Source organism: Halomicronema sp. CCY15110 (assembly GCF_016888165.1).
In the GTDB taxonomy this organism is placed as follows: Bacteria; Cyanobacteriota; Cyanobacteriia; order Phormidesmidales; family Phormidesmidaceae; genus Halomicronema.
This window is the reverse complement of the sequence record NZ_JACSWC010000370.1, coordinates 1-20,562: the sequence shown is the minus strand read 5'-3', so window position 1 is coordinate 20,562 and position 20,562 is coordinate 1. Positions and strand designations below refer to the sequence as shown.

At 54.3% G+C, this 20,562-nt stretch carries 21 protein-coding genes; 10 read left to right on the top strand and 11 right to left on the bottom strand.

Annotation, left to right across the window (positions count from 1 at the left end):
• Positions 1–184: 184 nt before the first annotated feature.
• Entirely contained in the window at positions 185–721 is a 537-nt protein-coding gene (locus JUK32_RS17740) for a hypothetical protein (protein ID WP_204140197.1), read from the top strand.
• 117 nt (positions 722–838) lie between these two features.
• On the opposite strand, the gene JUK32_RS17735 is transcribed toward JUK32_RS17740, so the two are convergent.
• From JUK32_RS17735 to JUK32_RS17720, 4 genes are all read right to left on the bottom strand, one after another.
• A complete protein-coding gene (locus JUK32_RS17735) occupies positions 839–2,020 on the bottom strand; it encodes an LptF/LptG family permease (protein ID WP_239112795.1) in 1,182 nt (393 codons plus the stop codon).
• Between the two features lie 51 nt (positions 2,021–2,071).
• Complete coding sequence (gene lptB, locus JUK32_RS17730) at positions 2,072–2,800, bottom strand: LPS export ABC transporter ATP-binding protein (protein ID WP_204140196.1); 729 nt, start codon at positions 2,798–2,800, stop codon at positions 2,072–2,074.
• Positions 2,801–3,112: 312 nt separating this feature from the next.
• Positions 3,113–3,667 carry an LptA/OstA family protein gene (locus JUK32_RS17725; protein ID WP_204140195.1) on the bottom strand — a complete coding sequence of 185 codons (555 nt, stop codon included), beginning with the start codon at positions 3,665–3,667 and terminating at the stop codon, positions 3,113–3,115.
• A gap of 159 nt (positions 3,668–3,826) precedes the next feature.
• The gene (locus JUK32_RS17720; RefSeq protein WP_204140194.1) at positions 3,827–4,285 is read right to left on the bottom strand and encodes a DUF309 domain-containing protein; all 459 of its coding nucleotides are present in this window, start codon (positions 4,283–4,285) and stop codon (positions 3,827–3,829) included.
• 120 nt (positions 4,286–4,405) lie between these two features.
• Between JUK32_RS17720 and glmM the strand changes: the two genes are divergently transcribed.
• Positions 4,406–5,848, top strand: a complete 1,443-nt coding sequence (glmM, locus tag JUK32_RS17715; protein WP_204140193.1) for a phosphoglucosamine mutase — start codon at positions 4,406–4,408, stop codon at positions 5,846–5,848.
• Between the two features lie 22 nt (positions 5,849–5,870).
• Here the strand turns inward: glmM and JUK32_RS17710 are convergent, their stop codons facing one another.
• The gene (locus tag JUK32_RS17710) at positions 5,871–6,065 is read right to left on the bottom strand and encodes a hypothetical protein (RefSeq protein ID WP_204140192.1); all 195 of its coding nucleotides are present in this window, start codon (positions 6,063–6,065) and stop codon (positions 5,871–5,873) included.
• 364 nt (positions 6,066–6,429) lie between these two features.
• Here JUK32_RS17710 and ftsH point away from each other — a divergent pair, with 364 nt between their 5' ends.
• Positions 6,430–8,346: an ATP-dependent zinc metalloprotease FtsH gene (ftsH, locus tag JUK32_RS17705; RefSeq protein WP_204140191.1), complete on the top strand. Its 1,917-nt coding sequence runs from the start codon at positions 6,430–6,432 to the stop codon at positions 8,344–8,346.
• Between the two features lie 500 nt (positions 8,347–8,846).
• Here the strand turns inward: ftsH and JUK32_RS17700 are convergent, their stop codons facing one another.
• The gene (locus JUK32_RS17700; protein WP_204140190.1) at positions 8,847–9,683 is read right to left on the bottom strand and encodes a photosystem II manganese-stabilizing polypeptide; all 837 of its coding nucleotides are present in this window, start codon (positions 9,681–9,683) and stop codon (positions 8,847–8,849) included.
• A gap of 393 nt (positions 9,684–10,076) precedes the next feature.
• Here JUK32_RS17700 and JUK32_RS17695 point away from each other — a divergent pair, with 393 nt between their 5' ends.
• The 5 genes from JUK32_RS17695 (at position 10,077) to JUK32_RS17680 (ending at position 14,605) form a co-directional block, all read left to right on the top strand.
• Complete coding sequence (locus tag JUK32_RS17695; protein ID WP_204140189.1) at positions 10,077–10,448, top strand: hypothetical protein; 372 nt, start codon at positions 10,077–10,079, stop codon at positions 10,446–10,448.
• A gap of 214 nt (positions 10,449–10,662) precedes the next feature.
• On the top strand, positions 10,663–12,186 hold the full coding sequence (locus JUK32_RS17690) for a hypothetical protein (protein WP_204140188.1): 1,524 nt from the start codon (positions 10,663–10,665) through the stop codon (positions 12,184–12,186).
• A 111-nt stretch (positions 12,187–12,297) separates the two neighbouring features.
• Positions 12,298–12,420: a hypothetical protein gene (locus JUK32_RS28075; protein ID WP_255538286.1), complete on the top strand. Its 123-nt coding sequence runs from the start codon at positions 12,298–12,300 to the stop codon at positions 12,418–12,420.
• Positions 12,421–12,683: 263 nt separating this feature from the next.
• Positions 12,684–13,967, top strand: coding sequence for a tryptophan synthase subunit beta (gene trpB, locus JUK32_RS17685; protein ID WP_309224570.1), 1,284 nt, complete (start codon positions 12,684–12,686; stop codon positions 13,965–13,967).
• Between the two features lie 20 nt (positions 13,968–13,987).
• On the top strand, positions 13,988–14,605 hold the full coding sequence (locus tag JUK32_RS17680) for a ribonuclease D (RefSeq protein WP_204140245.1): 618 nt from the start codon (positions 13,988–13,990) through the stop codon (positions 14,603–14,605).
• A 75-nt stretch (positions 14,606–14,680) separates the two neighbouring features.
• Here the strand turns inward: JUK32_RS17680 and JUK32_RS17675 are convergent, their stop codons facing one another.
• Entirely contained in the window at positions 14,681–15,058 is a 378-nt protein-coding gene (locus JUK32_RS17675; RefSeq protein WP_204140187.1) for a rhodanese-like domain-containing protein, read from the bottom strand.
• Positions 15,059–15,338: 280 nt separating this feature from the next.
• Between JUK32_RS17675 and JUK32_RS17670 the strand changes: the two genes are divergently transcribed.
• Positions 15,339–15,503: a hypothetical protein gene (locus tag JUK32_RS17670; protein WP_204140186.1), complete on the top strand. Its 165-nt coding sequence runs from the start codon at positions 15,339–15,341 to the stop codon at positions 15,501–15,503.
• Between the two features lie 192 nt (positions 15,504–15,695).
• On the opposite strand, the gene JUK32_RS17665 is transcribed toward JUK32_RS17670, so the two are convergent.
• From JUK32_RS17665 to JUK32_RS17655, 3 genes are all read right to left on the bottom strand, one after another.
• A complete protein-coding gene (locus tag JUK32_RS17665) occupies positions 15,696–16,112 on the bottom strand; it encodes an ACT domain-containing protein (RefSeq protein ID WP_204140185.1) in 417 nt (138 codons plus the stop codon).
• 230 nt (positions 16,113–16,342) lie between these two features.
• Positions 16,343–16,579 (bottom strand): 50S ribosomal protein L28, encoded by a 237-nt coding sequence (rpmB, locus tag JUK32_RS17660; protein ID WP_204140184.1) that lies wholly within the window; start codon positions 16,577–16,579, stop codon positions 16,343–16,345.
• A gap of 240 nt (positions 16,580–16,819) precedes the next feature.
• Complete coding sequence (locus JUK32_RS17655) at positions 16,820–18,850, bottom strand: elongation factor G (protein ID WP_204140183.1); 2,031 nt, start codon at positions 18,848–18,850, stop codon at positions 16,820–16,822.
• Positions 18,851–19,129: 279 nt separating this feature from the next.
• Between JUK32_RS17655 and JUK32_RS17650 the strand changes: the two genes are divergently transcribed.
• The gene (locus JUK32_RS17650; protein ID WP_204140182.1) at positions 19,130–19,792 is read left to right on the top strand and encodes a hypothetical protein; all 663 of its coding nucleotides are present in this window, start codon (positions 19,130–19,132) and stop codon (positions 19,790–19,792) included.
• A 5-nt stretch (positions 19,793–19,797) separates the two neighbouring features.
• Here the strand turns inward: JUK32_RS17650 and JUK32_RS17645 are convergent, their stop codons facing one another.
• Positions 19,798–20,298: a YbjN domain-containing protein gene (locus JUK32_RS17645; protein WP_204140181.1), complete on the bottom strand. Its 501-nt coding sequence runs from the start codon at positions 20,296–20,298 to the stop codon at positions 19,798–19,800.
• Positions 20,299–20,562 lie beyond the last annotated feature (264 nt).

The window sequence follows — 20,562 nt, the reverse complement described above, 5'->3', positions numbered from 1 at the left end:
GTTAGTTATCTTCTACTGTAGAAGATTAGCGCCGTCGTCCTCATTTCAAACTGGTCGGTTTGTGGTGGAATAGGGAGGAGGTTTTTGCAACGGCAGACCTCAAATATCGTAAATTAGCCTTAATTTTTGCTGACAGGGCCTAATTCAACTGTTAATCAACTGATAAAACCGTTAATCTTCTGTCATGATTTATTCTTCTCGGACTGTGCAACTTTTCCAGTGGCCCGTGATACCGTTTGTCGCGGGAGCCTTATTATCCGCCAGTACGCTGCCGTTTCTGGCCACCGCCGCCCAAGCCCAAGCCACGGATCAAAATTATGGAGCGTGCGCCAGTGAGTTGCTGGATGCCGGGGTGAGCGCTGAGGCCGCAGCGATCGCCTGCGCCAATGCTTATCGCCCCACGGAAGTGTCGGGCTGTGTTTCGGGTGTCCTGAATGCTGCCGATGTGACGCCAACTGCTGCCCTATCGGCCTGTAGTCGCGATCGTCGCCCGGACGAAGTCGCCTCTTGTGTGGCTACCATCCATGGCGATTTGGTCGTGGCCGATTCCCAGTCCGTGCTGGATCATTGCCATCGCACCATTTTGCCAGAGCGCTACGCCGCCTGCGTGACTGGCATCGCTGATGCAGTCGGATCTGCCACAGAAGACTCGCTGGCGACCTGCATTGCCGCGGGCTATCGGCCAGAAAACGTCGCCCCTACCTACATCCCCATGGACTAGGGCAGCCCAGACGGCTCTCCCAACTTAGTTTGATTCTCAATGATCTAAGTTGGTGGCTTTGGCGTCACCCTCGGTGGTCAGAACTTCCCCTCCAGCAGCTTGAAAACGCCGTAAGGTTTAATTTGAGGTCTGCTGGAGGAGGAGCACCCCGACGCCGAGAAACAGAAAAATCGGTAGCCAAGCAGAAATGACTGGCGAGAAGATGCCCACTTCGCCCATGGCATTCGAGATAAAAGCAATCAGGTAGTAACTGAAAATAATGACGACACTAATACCAAAGCTGGTGGCTTTACCCGTCCGCTGAGGCCGCACACCGAGCGCAGCCCCCACGAGGCCAAACACGACGCAGACAAACGGTAACGAATACTTTTGCTGAATCCGGATCTTGAACGTGCGAATTTCCTTTTCATCGCCCGTTTTCATGATGACTTCGTCGAGATATCGCGAAGCTTCAGCGATATTCATCTCTTCGTCACCTTTGGTGCGATTGGCGATATCGAATGGCGTACTGGGCAGCTGAATTTCTTGGGTATCAAAGGTGATGGTTTGACCAAATGAACCGTCCGGCGACACTGCGTAAAGGGTGCCTTCATAAAAGTCCCAGGTTTTTTCGTCGATATCAAAGATGGCGGAATCAGCACTGACAATTTGGCTTAATCCAGCTTGGGAATAGTCCAGCACCGTAACCTCATACATTCGTTCGCCGTCAAAACGTTCGGCATAGAATAAGCGTTTCATGCGCTGCTCATCATCGCCAGCAATATCTTCAAACTCGCGGTAGAGAATATTGCGTTCGCGAAAGGGGGGGCGATCAGAATTGAGCGCGCGATCGAGGGTGATATCCGCCTGATAGTTGGCGGCTGGTGTAATCATTTCGTTAAAGGCAAAGGTCACCCCAGTCACGGCAATACTAAAAACAATTGCCGGCGCAATAATGCGTCGAATGCTCACGCCACAGCCGCGCAACGCAATGAGTTCACTGTCTGCTGAGAGGCGGCTGTAAGCCATCATCGTCGCCAGCAAGGTAGACATCGGAAACGCCAGGACGATGAATTCTGGCAGCTTCAGCACAAAGATTTGCATGGCTAACCCAATGGAGAGCCCCGACTCAGTGACGCGACGAATGAGTTCGAACAGCGCGCCGACTGAGATGCCAATGGACGAAAAAGCTCCCACGCCAAACAAGAATGGCATGAGAATTTCGCGCATGATGTACCCATCCATGACGGAAACTTGCAACCAATCAAGAGGATTGCGCAAGGGCTGCGGCACGGTGGATTTAGAAAAAGGCGTGTCCATAGGGAAATTAGGAGGGATGCAAGTTGAAAGGATGGAGCAAACCAGGCAAATCTAGAGCTTGAAATCCTCCCCTAAGTAATGTTGCCGAACTAAAGGATTGTTGTATAGATCCTGAGCCGTGCCCGAGGCGAGAATCCGTCCTTCGCTCATGATGTAAGCGCGATCGATAATCTGGAGCGTTTCCCGCACGTTGTGGTCAGTGATCAGCATGCCAATGTCGCGATCGCGCAACTGCGCCACCATCCCTTGAATCTCGGTCACTGCGATGGGGTCAACCCCGGCAAAGGGTTCGTCCAGAAACAGGAACCTGGGACCTTCTTCCCCGGCGGCCAGAGCTCGGGCCAGTTCAGTGCGGCGGCGTTCCCCCCCAGACACTAGGTTTCCCTGGGTTTTAGCGACGGTTTCCAAGCGAAACTCCTTGAGCAATTTGGTGAGTTTGGCGTGATACAGGTGAGTGGGTACACTCGTTTGCTCCATTACCAATAGCAGGTTATCTTGCACCGACAGGTGACGAAAAATACTCGGCTCTTGGGCCAAATAACCAATTCCCAGGCGAGCTCTTTGGTGCATGGGCAGGTCGGTGATGTCAATTTGATCTAGACAGACCCGACCCATGTCAGGACGCTCTAGTCCAGTGGCCATGTAAAAAGTGGTGGTTTTGCCCGCGCCGTTTGGCCCCAATAGTCCCACAACTTCGCCTTGGCCCACTGACAAGCTCACTTGATGCACGACTTGCCGCTTGCCGTAGGTCTTTTCTACATTTTCCAGAATGATTTTCAAGGGACTGGGTATCCAGAGGAATGGTCAAGGCTTGGCTCAAATTTTATCAAAGCGCTTTCCCTTGATGACAGGAAATGTCGCTGTTAGTCAGGCGCTGCTCGCGGCTGGACTTGGGCGAGATAACTGGGCGAGACAGTAGGTGGTGGTGGTGACGAGCCCCTGTGTTTTATTGGTAGGCGACTGGTCGCGATCGCCCCCACCCTCATTGACTATGCCCAGTTAACCAGGCGATGTCTGCCAGCGTTGAGGCATTACCATCCATCACCACTCAGCAACGATGCTCAGAAAATGGCGCAAAGCGATCGCCCCACATCACTCCGTATCGGGTAACGTTGGCGGCTCTAAAGGCGCGATTAGCAGGGTCTCGTCGGGTGTGATGGCATCAGCCGCTCCCGTCGGAGCCTCATCGGTTGCCGTGCCGTCACCCGGTTGGGCAGTGGGATTGTCTTGAATAATGTAGGTCGTTTCGACTTGTTCATTGGGTTGGGGCATCGCGATAAAGCGCCCCTCATCTACCAAGTAAGTCACGACTTCTGCCTGGAGGCGATTGCCCTCTTGCAGCACCACGACATTGCCACTGAGGATCATCCGATTTTCGTTACTGAAGTATTGCGCCTGGGCCGAGGTGGCGACAATATCACGGGCCGGATAATCAATGCGGACATTGCCTCGGGCCACAATCACCCCGGTATTGGCATTGGCCTCTTGGATGTCGGCTCGCAGGGTGATGACGCCGGGACTCGCTGTTTGTGCCAGTGCCTGCGGATGGGGAACTGGCGCGATCGCCAACCAAAATCCCAAACCGCCGAGGGTAACGACCGCCGCCAGCGATCGCCATCTCCGCCTGAAATATTGCGTATGCCTCATGGTTGATATTCCCGCCTGACCCACCATTCTCCGTCTCTCATAGTAGTTGTTTAAGACGCAATCTCATTATTCTCAGTTCCCACGAGCGGCATCGCATCCGTATTAATTTTTATGCGATCGCTGATCCATTCTGCCGTTTATGTAGACACTTGATGACATTCAATCTGTTGGTTGATCGGCAGGGGCATCATAGTGAATTCGCCACTGTGGTAAAGAGATGGTAGCCAGCGTCGTAGGGTGACCGAGTTGACTTTGTTGCAAAGCCTCGGCCAGCTTCGCCACTTGCTCAACTCCAAGTTGTTGCACCGCCTCTAACCAAGCGCTGGCGCAATCCAGCAACGGCGTTACATCGACGCCGCGATACTTAGGTTCAAAGGGTTCCAGCCGTCTGAGGCCCTCGCCTAACAAGATGGCAGTGCCATGCCAATTATGGTTGCCAAGGTGGTAGAGCGCGACCGCTAGCTGCAAAATGCCTTGAAAAAATGGCTTTTCAGGGATCTCGGCTGCCATCCAAATCGCTTCCAGCGTGTCGTGGCAAGCGTAATAATCGCCCTGATTAAATTGCTGGATACCGGTATGGAGTTGAGCATCGTCAGTCGGCGATGGTTCTAAAGGCATCGATCCATCAATAGGTGAACCCTTTCATCCTCTGATCAGATCGAGCATTCTGCCAGCAAACTACAGATTGTTAAGCAGAGGTGGTATTCTCCACTGATGAGTGTGTGAGGAGTCAATTTTATGGTAAGCATTCCAGCGCGACCGGCGAGTCGCCAGCATCTGTTGCGGCCCCCAGGCTTGGGCTGGCAGACTTTGGACTTGCCCCAGACCCAATTATTTGGCACCGATGGCATTCGCGGGCAGGCCGGTGAGCTCTTGAATGCGCCCCTGGCGACCCAAATTGGTTACTGGGCAGGCCGGGTGTTGCAACAGCACTCTGGCACTCAGGGACCGATTTTGTTAGGTCAAGATTCCCGCAACTCCGGACATATGCTGTCATCAGCCCTGGCGGCGGGCCTCACCTCAGCGGGCTTAGACGTATGGAATTTAGGCTTGTGTCCGACGGCCGCCGTGGCGAATCTAACGCCAGCGGTAGGGGCCATTGGGGGCGTGATGATTTCCGCCAGCCACAACCCGCCCCAAGATAATGGCATCAAGTTTTTTGGCCCTGAGGGCACAAAGTTGCCGACCGCTGTGCAGCAGCACATTGAGCGATCACTCCGGGGTTTAGAAGTGCCTAACTCCACCCCCGTCAGGGCCTGGGGACAATGGCACCATCGCCCAGAGCTGGTGGGTCAGTACCTCGACTTTTTGCGTCAGCCCTTGCCCGATCTCAATTTGAGCGGCTTGAAGATTGTGTTGGATATGGCCTGGGGCGCGGCGGCTGGCATTGCCATACAGGCTTTTGACAGCACTCAGGCAGAAGTCATTGGCATTCATGGTCTACCCGATGGCGATCGCATCAACGTCAACTGTGGTTCGACCCATTTAGAGCCACTCAAAGCTGCTGTCCGCGAGCATCAAGCCGATATTGGTTTTGCCTTTGACGGCGATGCCGATCGGGTGATTGCGGTCGATGGTCAAGGGCGGATTGTGGATGGCGATTACATCCTCTATTTCTGGGGCAAGCTGCTGAAAGATGCCCAGCGCTTGCCCAATAACCTGATTATTTCCACCGTGATGGCGAATCTCGGCTTTGAGCGGGCTTGGAACGCTCTCGGCGGCGAGCTGTTGCGCACCCAAGTCGGCGACCAGCACGTCCATGCAGAAATGATTGACCGGGGCGCTAAGCTGGGCGGTGAACAATCTGGCCATATTCTCTGCCACCATTACAGCCTGACGGGCGATGGCATTTTGACGGCACTACACCTAGCCGATTTGGTACAACAAGTCGGGGGTTCCCTGGCGGCCCTGGTGGATCAAAGTTTCACCACCTATCCTCAACGGTTGGACAATATTCGCGTTGAGGATCGCGATCGCCGTAAAAACTGGCAAACCTGTGACCCGGTGGTGCAAGCGATCGCCCAAGCCGAAGCCGACATGGGAGCCTTGGGGCGTGTGTTGGTGCGGCCATCGGGCACTGAGCCCTTGATTCGCGTCATGGTCGAAGCGGAACAGCAGCCCTTAGTCGATCACTGGACTGATCACATTGCGGCCGCGGTGCGACAACACTTGGCAGTCTAGGCACGACCGGAGCGCTGGCGGATTAGCGCGATTGCTGATCTGGAAGCGAGTCAGCGATCGCGAGTTCTGTTTGCTGGCGGCGGGGACAATGGGTCCACCGCTCGGCGTCACAATTCAGCTCTCGGCAGTCAAATTCGCACGCTGCCACTGCTGTCGGTACTTCTACCGCTACGAGGCCCGCTATCTTTTGCCAAAAATGCTTCAGTTGTCGGTTCATGCCTGGGCATCTCCTTGCTCCGTCGTCACGACGGCTACGCGGTCTATTCCCATTATCAGTTGATGGTAAACATCCGGAGACGTTGATGAATCAAGGGTGGATGAAGAGGGTGTGAAAGGCCATGAAGTTTCGGTAAAGCTGGGCTGTTGAGCCCGGGGGCCACGTCAGATTTCAGGCGGGAGGTCACCATCAGTTTTCGGCGGCGGTCAGTGCGCTCAGCTGCAACTGCTTAGACTGCGACACAGTCTAGGGCAGACCGATTACACTAGGGGATGATCAGGCTTTCTCAGCGCTGACAACTCATTTCCCCCTGATTCAAGGGATGGACGAATTCTCGCAGATACGAAGATTAAAGGCACGTTTTATGGCAAACCGTTTGCGTCAACCCTCTTTTTTCCGGCGGACTGCTCAGGTAACAGCTTCTGGCTTGTTGACGACGACCTGGTTTTTGATGCAGAGCTTGGCGGCTTTGCCGCCAGTGTTGGCACAGACCGAAGAAGACGACCAGCTGACCTATGGCGAATTTTTAGAATTGGTTGACTCTGGACAGGTTGAGCAGGTTGATATCGACCCCAATACCAATACTGCTGATGTTGTGCTGAGAAGCGATGGTGAAGAAGACCCGCCTCAGGAAGTGGTGCTGTTTGAGGGGGATGCCAACAATCCAGAGCTGATTCAGCGACTGCGCGCCCAAGACGTGGATGTTGAGATCGAACCCGAGGGGGGCGGCAATGCGTTCGCTTGGATTGCCACCAACACGTTGTTGATCATGTTGCTGCTGTTTGGCTTATTGCTCATTCTGCGGCGGACGGCGAATAATGCGGGCGGGGCCATGAGTTTTGGTCGATCGCGGGCGCGGTTTCAGATGGAGGCCAAAACGGGTGTGCAGTTTGACGACGTTGCAGGCATCGAAGAAGCCAAGGAAGAACTGCAAGAGGTTGTCTCGTTTCTCAAGAATCCGGAAAAGTTTACGGCCATCGGAGCCAAAATTCCCCGGGGGGTATTGCTAGTCGGTCCTCCTGGTACGGGGAAAACGCTGCTGGCCAAAGCGATCGCGGGCGAGGCGGCAGTACCTTTCTTCAGCATTTCCGGTTCCGAATTTGTGGAAATGTTTGTCGGGGTGGGCGCTTCCCGAGTTCGCGATCTCTTCAAAAAAGCTAAAGAAAATGCTCCCTGTATCGTCTTCATCGACGAGATTGACGCCGTGGGACGGCAGCGGGGCACGGGCATCGGCGGTGGCAACGACGAACGTGAGCAAACCCTCAACCAGTTGCTGACCGAGATGGACGGTTTTGAGGGCAACAGTGGCGTCATTGTCATTGCCGCGACCAATCGGGTAGATGTGCTGGATCTGGCCCTGATGCGACCGGGACGGTTTGATCGCCAGGTGATGGTCGATCTACCCACCTATGGGGGTCGCCTAGAAATTTTGAAGGTACATGCCCGCAACAAAAAGATTGCCGATGGCGTGTCGATGGAAGCGATCGCCCGCCGCACCCCTGGCTTCTCCGGGGCTGAGTTGGCCAACTTGTTGAACGAATCGGCCATTCTCACGGCTCGTCGCCGCAAGGATGCTATCACCATGCAAGACGTGGAAGATGCCATTGATCGGTTGACCATTGGCCTGAGCCTGACGCCGCTGCTCGACAGCAATCGCAAGAAAATGACCGCCTACCACGAAGTCGGACATGCGTTGCTGACGACGCTGCTAGAGCACGCTGATTCCCTGAATAAAGTCACCATTATTCCCCGTTCCGGCGGGGTGGAAGGCTTTACCCAGTCCTTACCGGACGAAGATGTCATTGACAGTGGTCTGTACACGCGCAACTGGCTGCTTGATCGCATTACCGTTGCCCTGGGGGGAATGGCCGCTGAGGCGGAAGTCTTTGGCGACCTAGAAGTCAGCACCGGGGCTGGCGGTGACATTAAGCAGGTGACCAACCTGGCCCGGCAAATGGTGACCCTATACGGGATGTCTGACTTGGGACCAGTTGCCTTAGAAAGTATGGGTGGCGAGGTCTTTTTGGGGCGCAACATGATGCCCCGCTCCGAATATTCGGAGGCATTGGCGGCCAAGATTGATAAGCAGGTGCGGGCGATCGCTCAACATGCTTACAATCGCGCTCGGAGCATATTAAGCGACAATCGGGAACTGATTGACTATCTGGTGGATCGGCTGCTGGAAATTGAAACGATGGATGGCGATGAATTTCGTCAAATCGTCGAAAAATATACGGACATTCCTGAGAAGCAAACTCAGCAATCACCCGCAGCCGTTTAATTGCCTTCCCAGAATCCTTAATGACTCAGTTGATCGTTGACAGAGTGTTGACAGAGTCAACTTGCGGCAGCTGGTGGGCGGTTGGGGCAGGTTCCTTGATTTGAAGGTTGCCGCTATTTGAATATGGTTGTAGCCTTCATCGTTTTAATTAGCAGCTGTGAGGAGACGTTTAACGGCTCTTTTTGGCCCTAAGCTAGCGAAGATACGGTAGTCAGATGTCAAGCTGGGTAAGGCTCTTTCCTGTAATCAGGATCAAACGGCTGTCCTTTCTTCACCACGACCCAGTCCAGGTGTAAAAGCTTTCGAGCCGCTGCGCATCGGGCTACTTTCATCGGTTTACCCGCCTCACGGAGGCGATCGTAAAACGCTTTGATCATGGGATTGCTATATCAGCAAGCAAAATCACAACACGAAAAAGGAGGGGCTGATTCAGCCCCTCCTTTTTCATTGAACAAGCTTATGCAAGCTGGAATTGCAAGCTGGAATGACTGTAACTTAGGTTAGGCTTCGTCCAACCCTTCTTCTAGATAGCCGTAGAAAATTCCTTGAATCTTGACGTCTACAGGCTCCGCAGTGCCCATATCAGTGTCAGAAGGCTGGATTGCTTCGAAGGTGCCACCAATTTCACCAGTTTCAGGATTAACTTTAGAGACCATCAAAGAAATATGACCTTCTAAAACATCGAAGGCTTTGGTGTTTTCCCGCAGCAGATCCTCATCACCACGTGCTGGCAGTGCAACCGCAGTGTCATAGCCTGTTGCCAAACCACGCCCTTTCGGATCAAGGAAGTTAGAAGTCCGATAGGACGGAACGCGGTAATCACCTTCGAAGTCAGTGTAAGTCGTGAGCGCATTTAGGTCGCTTTGCGAACGGGCTGCCAATCCTTTGATGGTGAAGAGGAACGGTTCTTGTTCGCCACCGGGAAGTTGAACGGTGATGGCTTGGAAATCGATGCCGCCCTTTTCAAGAAAGGTCAGACTGCCATCATCTTCGAGTACGAGATCACCGCGTACTTGATCCAGGGAAGAGGTGTAGCGAGTTAATGACTTGCCCGGAATGAATTCCGCTTCGCGGCGGCTATTAGTCGGCTCTTCTTTGATGAAAAAGCTAGTCGGCTCTAGGCATAGACCAGACAGTTGATAAGACTGACCAGCATTGACTGGAATCGTCCCCCGAGCGGTCTCTGAGAGCTGAGGGCACTTATTTGCCAGCCCCGTATTACGGATCTCGTCATAGGTTAGGGGAACGTCAGCGGTGGCGACGGGGCCACTACTACAAGCGGTTACAAATCCCAAGCACACAGCCAGGAAAGCCACAATGAGCGCGCGATACCTCATGGTCAACCTCAAAAGCAATAGAGTCTCTGTATGAAATGGAGTTCTGTCGGAGCAGAATATTAATCCGGCTTTGGCAAACTGCCGGAGCAGTCTTATGGATTGATCGCAAGCCCAATGAGCTCAGCTGGGAACCCTGCCAGGAATACATGGGGATAGTGCCCTCATAAAGAGTCCCAAAGATGGGATACCTGGGAACGATCTGGAGCCGTGTAAGGGTGCGATCCAAAGCCTCAAGTTAGCATTCTACATGGCTCAGCGACGGAGCACGGTAGAGTCGCAAGATTCAGACCTTAAGGTTAAGAAGTGTAAACGAGATTAATTTCTGGATGTTGGGAGAGGAACCGATACAGTAGGTGAGATTTGACTAACTAGGCTGAGTGGGAAGTAAGCACAATGGGCGATCGCATTGATATTGACTTTGACCAGTTGTCGGATGACCTCAAGCAGCTCGCGCAGGCGTCGGAGCAAGCGGCGATCGCCCGCACCGGCGACGAAATTGCGCTGTTAGGACTGTTGCGGTTATTAGAGGAACTGCATAGTCAGATTCGTGATGCCTGGTTTCAAGATGCATTACCGACCAATCGCCAACGACTGTATGCCCTGCTCCGCGATATCGAACTCAGCGGCGGCTGGCCCCACATTCAACGCATGCGGTTGCGGGCTTTATTAGCCCAACTAGAACTGGCTGAAGCTAGCCAAGGCAACGATGCAGAGTCAACGAGTGATGCTGGCGATGCTGAGGGCAATTTCAGCGTGCCCGATTAGAATGGGGCATCGATTTTGACCGATTGGGCAAGGCCAAGGGCCACCTGCCCGTTCTGCGGCGTTTTGGTTCGTGGGGATGAGCATCCTCGGGAAGTCTGTGTAGCTATTAAGATGGCCCACAATATTGTTGAATTGCTCACGGCCAAATGATGGGAAACGCGGTGGGTATCGATCACGTCTACCGGGACAGGATGAACACGACCACGGGATGGGCATGAAGAATTTGCGACGAACATTTCTAGGGTCTGTAAAGGCGTCACTCTTGGCGGCGATCGCGACGGGGTTAGGCAGCGTCATGACCCTAGAGGCCACCTTGCCAAGGCGCGCCAGTGCTATCCAGCTCAACAGCTATTGTCAAATTTCGCAGGCCGACGCCTCCCGCAAAGAGGCCTTGCGCCGAGCGGCATTTGAAAATAATGACGCGCAGGCCAAGGGCCAATATGACGCTTTAGTGGCAGAACACGCCCGGGCGTTGGCCCAATGTCGGGCCGCCAATTGGCCCCGCGAACAAGCCGTTTGGCTCCGACTTTATCCCTGCGATTTGCAGCCCGGCATTCTAGAGGCGGTGCTCGATCGCATCGCTAACATGGGCTACAACCAGGTCTATGCAGAAGCGTTTTATAGCGGCATGGTGTTGCTGCCCAAGGCGGATAATCCCACCGTGTGGCCTTCGGTAGTGCAGGCTCCCGGCTATGAGCAGCGTGACTTGCTGGCGGAAGCGATCGCCAAAGCCACCCCCCGAGGGTTGGACACCTATGCCTGGATGTTTGCGCTGAACTTCGGCTACACCTACACCCTCAACCCGCAACAGCGCCGTACCCTCGCCATGAACGGGCGCGGCCAAGACACTCACACCTTTGCCCAAAGCGGGCTGAGCAGCAATGCCCATGAGGTTTTTGTTGATCCCTACAGCTTGGAAGCACGGCAACACTTTCAAGTCGTGCTGTCGGAAGTGGCCGAGCGCCGCCCCCAAGGTATTTTGTTTGACTACATCCGGTATCCCCGAGGCACCGGCGGCTACTCAGTGGCGGATGAAGTCGCCGACTTGTGGATTCATGGAGAGGCGTCCCGCAACGCGTTGCTGCGGCGAGCCACCAATGCTCAAGGCTTGTCGTTAATCCAGCGCTACCTGGACAGTGGACAGCTATCGCCCAATGATTTGGAAGCGGCCAGACAGGCCTATCCCAACGACTCCGAGCCCCTGTGGCAGAGTCGGGTCCCGTCGGATCAAAAAGGCAACACCGCCCCCGCCCCGTTATCCACCTTGCAACGGGAGCTGTGGCAATTGACCGTGGCCCATGCGGTGCAGGGCGTGGTGGACTACCTCACTGAAGCTGGACAACTAGCTCAGCAACAGGGCTTGCGCACCGGGGCAGTCTTCTTTCCATTGGGCAATCAGACCGTGGGGAATGGCTTTGACTCGCGCTTGCAATATTGGGATCGCTTTCCGACCTGGATGTCTTGGCACCCCATGGCCTATGGGGTGTGTGGGCATACTGGCTGCATTGTGGATGAAATTCGCCGGGTGCTGGCAGCGGCGGGGCCACAGGGAGCGCAATTCGTGAAGCCGGCCCTGGCTGGAGCCTGGGGCCAATCTTTCCGCAATCGTCCGTCGTTAGAAGCGCAGATGCAGGCGATTCGCCAAGCGACGCCCCAAATCAACTCGGTGAGCCACTTTGCCTACTCCTGGCAAGATCCAGAATTCGACAACTCGCGAAAGTTTTGCCAGTTGCGTTGATCCATCGCCAACCCTGGGAGTCCTTAAAAGGTAAGGATATCTGGCCATTAACCGATGCGCCGACTGCCACCAACTTGATGTGTGTGGCTGGTGATAGTTTCTCAAGGCCCGATGTCTTCGCACTGCCTGCCATGTCCGGCCAGTGACTCCCCACGAGTCGTCAAAAACGGCAAGGTGCATCGCGGCAAACAACACATATTTCCCTGCGATGACGGCGATCGCCGCCTCGGCTAAACGGGTGTAAGTGCGGTGAATGAAGGCTGTGCTTGAGCAACTGGCATCATTGGCAATTCTCCAAAGAACCCATAGGGCAACATGCACGGGTAGCGATCGACCCAGCGCCAATCACAGGGATTCCCGACGGGCGGCCTCTGCCCCCGGTCTGTCGACCACTCGCTGCCCCGTTTTCTGTTTGCTTACACTCATATCGCCTGAAAGAGACTCACGCAATTCTCTATAATGAGAGCCACTGTCGCTGTTCTATCGTCTTAAAACCTGTGACTCAGACGCCGCTTTCTCCTTCCAACGTTGAGCCCACTTCCCTTAGCCAGTTATCGGCTGAGGCGCTATCGCTGTCGATGCGCCCAGATCCGCTCGGTCGGTTTGGGCAGTTTGGGGGCAAATATGTGCCCGAAACGCTGATGCCAGCCCTTGCCGAACTGGAAGAGGCATATTATCGATATCGCGACACCGAAGACTTTAAGACCGAGCTGGATGGCCTGCTGCGAGACTATGTGGGCCGTGCCACGCCGCTCTACTTTGCCGAACGCTTGACGGCCCATTACGCCCGTCCCGACGGCAGCGGTCCACAAATTTATTTAAAGCGCGAAGACCTGAACCATACCGGAGCGCACAAGATCAACAATGCGCTGGGTCAGGTGCTGCTAGCCAAGCGCATGGGCAAAGCGCGAGTCATTGCTGAAACGGGTGCGGGTCAACACGGGGTGGCGACGGCGACCGTTTGCGCCCGCTTTGGCATTAAGTGCGTCATTTATATGGGCGTGCAGGATATGGAGCGGCAAGCGCTGAATGTTTTCCGGATGCGCTTGATGGGGGCCGAGGTGAGTCCCGTCACGGCGGGCACTGGCACCCTCAAGGATGCGACTTCGGAAGCCATTCGCGACTGGGTTACCAACGTCGAAACGACCCATTACATCTTAGGCTCGGTGGCCGGGCCGCATCCTTACCCGATGATGGTGCGCGACTTTCACGCCATTATTGGCCAAGAAACGCGATCGCAGTGTGTGGAAAAGTGGAACGGCTTGCCCGACATCTTGATGGCTTGTGTGGGCGGTGGCTCCAATGCCATGGGTTTGTTCCATGACTTCATTGGCGACACGTCGATCCGGATGATTGGGGTCGAAGCTGAGGGCGAAGGCGTCCTCTCGGGCAAGCACGCGGCTACCCTCACCCAGGGACGAGTTGGGGTGCTGCACGGGGCCATGAGTTATCTGCTGCAAGATAGCAATGGTCAGGTGCAAGAAGCCCATTCCATCAGCGCCGGTTTGGATTATCCCGGGGTGGGGCCAGAGCACAGCTATTTAAAAGAAATAGGTCGAGCCGAATACTACAGCGTTACAGACCAGCAAGCGCTGGATGCCCTACAGCTCGTGTCGCAACTTGAAGGCATCATTCCCGCGTTGGAAACCGCCCATGCCTTTGCCTACTTAGAAACGCTATGTCCGCAACTGTCAGGCAATCCTCGGATTGTCATTAACTGTTCGGGTCGGGGTGACAAAGATGTGCAAACGGTTGCTAAAGCCTTGGGGAATCTGTCGTGAGTGAAGGGTTAACCCCAGAGATGTTTGAGGTGTGCGATCGCGACCTCTCGGATGAGTTGTTAGAGCGGTACCTGGCGGCAGCAGCGATCGCTGTGGATACTGAAACCATGGGTCTGCTGCCCTGGCGCGATCGGCTTTGTTTAGTGCAGCTTTGTGATGAAGCCGGGTATGTCTCAGTCGTGCGGATCGACCTGGGTCAGCAAGCCGCCCCTAACTTGAAACGCTTGATGGAAGCTAAAGGTATCACCAAAATTTTCCACTTTGCCCGTTTTGACCTGGCAACGATGCGATATCACTTGGAAATTGATGTGAATCCCATCTTTTGTACCAAGGTCGCGAGCAAGCTGATCCGCACTTACAGTCCTAGACATGGCCTCAAAGAGCTGGTCAGGGAAATGACTGGGGTTGAACTGGACAAAACTCAGCAAAGCTCCGACTGGGGCAATGTTATGAACCTCTCGGAAGACCAGCTACGATATGCCGCTAATGACGTGCGGTTTCTGCACGAAATTCGTCAATCGCTACTTCATATGCTGACACGAGAAAGTCGAGGGCAACTGGCATCGGAATGCTTTGCTTGCATTCCCACCTTAGTCACCCTCGACCTGCTGCAATATGGCAATGTTTTTGAGCATTAACCTGTGGCGGTGATTTCGTCATGCTCATTATTACATGGGCAGTCACGAATGCGGACTGCCCCAAGACATCAGCCCTTAAACCGCCGACATGCCAGTCTCGACTTGAAAGTTAGCGGCTTTCCAAGCGGCGACCCCACCCCGCAAAACCGATACCTTCTGGTAACCCGCATCGCGCAACGTCTGAGCCGCTGTAGTGGCTTCTTCGTCAGTGTGGCTGTAGAGATAAATATCGCGGTCATATTCCAGAGCCGCTTGAACGCGCTCCAGCAGTTCAGCCATAGGCATAGAAATTGCGCCCATGATATGACTCTCATTGAACAAAGCGCGATCGCGAATATCAATAATCGTCAGCGCCGGTTCACCCCAATCCAGGCGTGATTTCAGGTCGTACACGCGAGACATTTCCTGCATTTCAGGAGGTTTTGGAAAAATACCAAGTACACGGTTAGTCATTTCAGATACCTAATAACTGAGTTAAGTTTTTCGAACTACTTGCAAGTTAACAAAACTTTGAATTACTTGCAAAGCGATCCCCTTTTATGTTCAAAAGTCCTGCTGGGCGATGACCGCCCAGATGCACCGCCAATGCCATAGCCGCTAGGGATGACACGATCCGAGAACTACGATGGATGCTGATTGTCTGTGATGTTGCCGTGGCATCCTGAGAAATAGTGGCAATCTTGTAACGCTTTTGTTACATTATTAACATATCGACCAAAAAGGTTAATTAAACATGCGTTATTCAAGCCGCTACCAAAATGGCAGAGATGAGGTGAAAGTTGCTGTGCTGGCTGATCAGATGCGGGCTGATAGTGACGCCTCGTCATCTTTGGCCAATCTGTTTTGGGTGTTTTCAGCCGCTTTGCTTGCCTGGAACCTGTTTTTGGCGCTGCACTAATTTGTCGAAATGGTGCAAGCATCAGGCCACAGTCGGTGTGCGACTGAATGCTCAGCGCTGCTCAATCATTTACTAGCTCTCTGCGATCGCGCTCAACCTCAATGGGTTTGACTAGGTCGCGGGGAGCTTTTGCGATCAGACGAGAATGTCTCAGCTAGTGATTGAACTGCTGGCTGACGCTTTGGTCTGGGCTCAGCGAGTTGATGAAGCTGACAGTTGGGCCAAGCAGTGAAGGGTCGCTTCAACGCGATCGCCGGCCACAAAAAGATGATCGTGAAAGTAGGCTGACACCACGTTAGTACTGATCCCCTCTGCCGCCAGTGCCTGAGTAATCGCGGCTAACATACCTACGGCGGCCAGACTAGAGTGCACCGTCAGGGTGATCATGCGGCAGGGGTATTGATAGGGCAGTTGTGCCTGCTCTGCTTGCGCTTGGGGCACAATGAGCGTCCAACCTTCCGCCTCACGAAACTGACATATCGGCGTCAATCCTTCGGGCAGTTGTGCCGTTGGTAGGGTGGCAAACACGAAAGTTGCTGGATGCAGCTGCGGTCGCAGCGTGCTGAGTAAGACCGATAACTGCGTTTCGCCCACTGGTGAAGAAGACATGCTGAGATTGAAGTCCCTGATCAAAACAGTTGGTCACGGCTGATAAAACAGGGGACTCGATGACGCTCACCCCCGCTGAAAGATGCCATGACTGATCAGAGCCATCATTGCCGGTGAGCCAACATCATGGGTGCGGACAGTGTTACATCGCTAGACAAGACAAAGTTCCCTCAAGGAGCGATGCCCTTAGGGAACTTGAATGACTATCACCGACCGTCAGGGTGAAACCATTAATACTTCGATAGGTCAAGGCCAGCTTCACGAGCCATGGCACTGAGACCTTTTTTCTCCAGCGTTTTGATCGCCTTAGTCGAGAGGCGGAGTTTTACATACCGTTTACCCTGGGGCCACCAAACCCGCTTGGACTGTAAATTGGCTTCTTGCAGGCGCTTGGTACGGCGGTGGGAGTGGGAAATTGCAAAGGCGTTGTTGGCCTTTTTGCCAGTGAGATCACAATGACGAGGCATCAGCTTCTCCAAAACGGTCGGTTTTATTCACAAATAATTATCATAGGCGAAATCTTTCGTCAACGGAAGGCCGATCGCAGCTTTTGCGGACTTTCCAGCTTGTTTCCAGCGGTGGCGCTCTTGGCCTAGAGGCGAACGACCCACCGGAGCCCGAAAAAATCTCCCTGGGGTACTGCTCACCCCAGGGAGAGGCGCTTGATGTTGATGAACTGGCAATCGCTGGTCAGGAAACAGACACCATCACGAGTGGCTGGCGTCGGCCAGGATGCGATCGCGCAACTCATCCGGTACCGGGTTGAGATGGTCGTACTGCCAGTTGAATGTGCCGACCCCCATGGAGAGCGATCGCAGTTCCAGAATCAGCTTTTGCATTTCCGCTTCGGGAATGTAGGCCGCAACCACATCCCAACCTTGCCAACCAGCCTTGCCTTCGTAGCCGAGAATCTGGCCTCGGTGGGTGCTGATGAGTTTCAACACGTTAGCGGTAAAGCTCGTCGGCACCGAGATTTCCACCGCGTCCACGGGCTCTAGCAGCACGGGGTCGCACTGGGGCAAGCCCTCTTGCATGGCAATGCGCGCCGCCTGCTTGAACGCTTGATCAGAGCTATCGACATTGTGATAGGAACCATTGGTCAGGGTCACCGCGACATCCACCACCGGGAACCCGAGGGGACCCTGGCTCAGATATTCCCGCACGCCGGTTTCCACACTGGGGATGTACTGTCGGGGGATCACGCCGCCCACAATCTTTTGCTCAAAGCTGAAGCCTGCGCCTCGGTCGAGGGGTTGAATGTCGAGATAGACATCGCCGAACTGGCCGTGACCGCCGGTTTGGTGCTTATAGCGACCGCGAATTTCTTTGCCCGCTTTGCGAATCGTCTCTTTGTAAGGGACGCGCGGCAGGTGGGTCGTCATTGGCAAGTTGTATTTACGGCGCAGGCGATCCAGGGTGATGTTGAGGTGAACTTCGCCCTGGCCCCACAGAATGACTTCATGAGTATCGCCGTGCTGCTCCCATCGCAGGGAGGGATCTTCTTCTATCAGCTTGGTGAGCGCATCGGTCAGCTTCACTTCGTCGCTGCGCTTTTCGGGGGTGATGGCGAGGGCGTACACGGGGGCGAGGACTGCGGCGGTGGGCAGTGCGATGCTGGGTTCACCGTCCGTGGTCAGGGTGGCACCCGTGAGGGCGCTGTCGAGCCGGGCGATCGCCACAATATCGCCCGCCTGGGCCTGGGTCACGCTATTTTGCTGCTGCCCCATGAGCTGATAAATGCCGCCCATGCGATCGCCATTCAGACTATCGCCATCGGTGAGGCTGCCCTGCCAAACTCTGACCAGCGACAGCTTGCCGCCCTGTGGGGTGTAAAAGGTTTTCAGCACCTGGGCCAAGGTCTCGTCACCGTCGGCTTCTAGCCCTCGATTCGCTGCCGTAGCATCTGCTGCTGGCGCTTCTTTGACTAAGGCATCCCAGAGTGGACGGGTGCCAAAATCGGCGGATGCAATGCCAAAGAATACGGGCACGATGAGATCAGCGCCCAAATCTTGCTTCAGATCTCGGACAATTTCTGCTTGCGGCGGTTCGACTTCTTCCAACAACTCTTCAAGCAAGTGATCATCAAAGTCGGCCAGTGCTTCCAACATTTCTTCGCGGGCGGCGTGTTCGCGCTCCTTCAAAGCTTCGGGTAGGGGCACGGGGTCGGCAGGAGCATTGGCATGGTAGTGGTAAGCCTGCTCAGTGATGAGGTCGATAAAGCCGACCAGCTGCTGATCATCGCGAATGGGGTATTGCTGAGGCAAAATGGGCCGACTGGAGACGGTTTTCAGCGCTTCTAAAACTTCTTGAAACGGCGCTGTGGCCCGATCCATTTTGTTAATCCAGATCAGGTGAGGAATTTCCAAACTGTCTAAAAACTGGAACAATGGAGCTAGGGTCAACACCCGACTCGGATCGGCTTCGCACACGATGATGGCAGCATCGGCCCCAATCAAAGCGTTGTCGGTTTCTTGTTGCAGCTCTACTGATCCCGGACAATCCAAAAAATTAAAGCGAACGCCGCCATACTCAGCGCTGGCGGCGTTTAACTCAACGGTCATGGTGCGATCGCGGGCTTCCGGTGTGGCGTCTCCCAGCGTCGTTCCCTCTTCAATTTTGCCTTTGCGGGTAATGGCTTTACCGACATACAGCAAACTTTCTAACAGGGTGGTTTTGCCACTAGAGTAGGGGCCAACAATGGCAACATTGCGAGGCCCCGCTAATACTTTCTGGGTCATAAGTACCCCTTCCATTGAGGTGAAACGACTTCACCCACTCACCCGTAGCGTCTGGAGAGTTGAGTGCATCAATGACCAGCACATTGACTGGCTTAGTTTCACAATAACGCTCTCATAAACTGGAGGATTATCTTCCACAAAAAAATTCACCGAACTAAGAAGCGTAAGCCTATATTGCGAAAAATGAACGGTTTTGGGAGATGAATTTGACTGTTGAATACCCATGGCAAAGTGAAATTAAATTCTTAATAAAAACAGCCTTTTGGCGGCCAGAATATAATGAAGCTAAATAAATATTTAAGTTATTTGGGTCTTGTAGTCACTATCTGGGTGGGTGGATTGGGATGGGTCAATCTTGATCTGGTCGCCGGAGCTGATCAAGGCGGATCAATCGCGGGCCAAGATGTCGAGCTGGACTATGAGGCGGCGTTGACGGAGCTGCAAACGTCCTTCACGTTTCAGGGTGAACCGACTAACCCGCGAGCGGTAACAGCGATGTTGCCCTGGTTGTCTGATCGGTTGCCGGGGGCGATCGCGATCGACATTGAGGGCAGCACCGCCGATACCAATCAGTTTTACGCCGATGTGTTCGTGGATGAAGCGGGACGGGCAACCGCCGTTTGGGAGCAGTTCGGAGAAGAACGCTTTGCCAGCTATCAGAACATCGGCCAACTGTCGGACGGGACTCAGGTGCTCAAAGTCTTTGTCAACACTGGTGGTAATGCGGTGTTTCCTTACGTGATGTTGGCGAACTTTGGGTTAGATGCAGAAATTGCGTGGGACGGAGACCTGCGGCCCCGCTTGACGATGAGGCGGCGGGACGCGTCTGTGGTGGGCGTTGGCTATACCGACGAAATCACCATCTCCGGCCAAGCGCTAACATTTACCCCAGGCTTGAGAGGTGAGACATTCATGACGACGGCGATGACGGCGATGCCGTAGAGGCTTTAGCCTGCCTCGGTGGCAAAGGTTTGGGGGTGGCGATCGCTGGCCCGTTGGCCGCCAAAGCGCTCGGCAATGATGTCGTCGTAGGTATCGGCGATGGTGACGACTGAAAGGATGCAAGTTTGCAGCTCGATGAGCGACATCTCTTCGCCGCCCAGCACACTTTCCGAAAAGACGACTTGCCCGGCATCGTCCAAGTGAAACGCGCCAAAGCGCATCCGGCGATTTTCCGTTAGCAAGAACTGCAGCAATTCACATTCCAACGTGCTGCCCACGGTGACGCAACTGGTCGCCCGCACCGTCGCCAAATCGCCCGCCTCCCACGGATGCACTTCCCACGGCAGCACCTCAATTTCGATCAACGCTGACCCGTAGAGAATGTCAAATTTGGGGCGATCGCCATATTCGCGCAGCGCCGCCTGAAACAGCTCCGACCCCCTCAAATAGTCAGCCACTTTTTGATAAGTCAGCTGTTGTACGGTGTTGGAGAAGGTCAGGGCCATAGGGTCAGGATCAAGACTGGATAAACATTATGGGCACCGTTATTAGCCCAGCACCGCGATCGCCTACGATCCTGCGGGTCACATAGGCGCAGCGGCCAGATTGTGCGCGGCACCAGTGGGTTCTGAGCCTTGTGCTTTGACGCCTGAGCGCATTGTTGTCAATAACAATACACCTAGATTTAACCCGCGTTGTCTAGTACCGCATGGCGGAAATGCATATATCCTTAAGGAGTGAGTTTTAGAGGCTGACGTCGAATGCCTGGT